This window comes from Pseudomonas sp. 18.1.10, from assembly GCF_024655625.1.
Classification (GTDB): domain Bacteria; phylum Pseudomonadota; class Gammaproteobacteria; order Pseudomonadales; family Pseudomonadaceae; genus Aquipseudomonas.
Genome location: NZ_JANLGL010000467.1, coordinates 1 through 802 on the forward strand (window position 1 = coordinate 1; position 802 = coordinate 802).

At 57.9% G+C, this 802-nt stretch carries 1 protein-coding gene; it reads right to left on the reverse strand.

The window, feature by feature from the left end; all coding sequences use genetic code 11:
- Positions 1–151 precede the first annotated feature (151 nt).
- Complete coding sequence (locus tag NUV89_RS29725; protein WP_257784125.1) at positions 152–592, reverse strand: RidA family protein; 441 nt, start codon at positions 590–592, stop codon at positions 152–154.
- Between the last annotated feature and the right edge of the window lie 210 nt (positions 593–802).

The following is an 802-nucleotide window of genomic DNA, read 5'->3' on the forward strand; positions in this document are numbered from 1 at the left end:
ATGTGGGAGCGGGCTTGCTCGCGAAAGCGGTGTGTCAGTGAAGTAGGTATTGGCTGATCCACCGCATTCGCGAGCAAGCCCGCTCCCACAGTTTGAATTGCGAATACCTTCAAATGTGGGAGCTGGCTTGCCTGCGATGGCGGTGTAACTGTCAAAGAGATTTTGTTTGACCCACCGCGACCTCAGGCAAGCCAACGCCCACCACTGCCTCCGCTTCGATCTCGATCAACCACTGCGGCAACGACAACCCGCTGACAATGACCCACGACGACGGCGGCGGGTTGCGCGGGAAACGCTCGCGCAACGCCTGGGCAATCGGCTCCTGCTGATCCCGCACAGACTCAACGATATACAGGCGCAGCATGACCACATGGGACAGATCGCCACCGACTTCGGCCAGGACCTTTTCGATATTGTCCAGGGCAGTAGCCGTCTGCTCAGCGATGCCCGGGCCGACCGTGCGTTCCGCACTATCCACGCCCACCTGACCGGAAAGCAGGATGCGCCGCCCATCAGGTACTTCGATAGCCTGGCTGAAGCCGTATTGAAGGGAGTTGAATACGGTTGTGGGATTAATCACTTTACGTTGCATGACGCGTCCTTGTTGTCGGTGGGAAAGCAAGGCTAACGCACCGTATGCAGACAATCTGGCGGTTTAACATCTGGCAACATTTCGCTGATTTTCAACCACCCCGGCAGAACCCGGTGGGTCTGCTGCATCTGTGTTGACTGACAGGCCGCCTTCGCGGGCAAGCCCGCTCCCACAGTTTGAATTGCGAATACCTTCAAATGTGGGAGCGGG

What these genes read in the sequence shown, in the direction of transcription:
- NUV89_RS29725 (WP_257784125.1), bottom strand. Translation starts at nt 592, where the DNA reads ATGCAACGTAAAGTGATTAATCCCACAACCGTATTCAACTCCCTTCAA.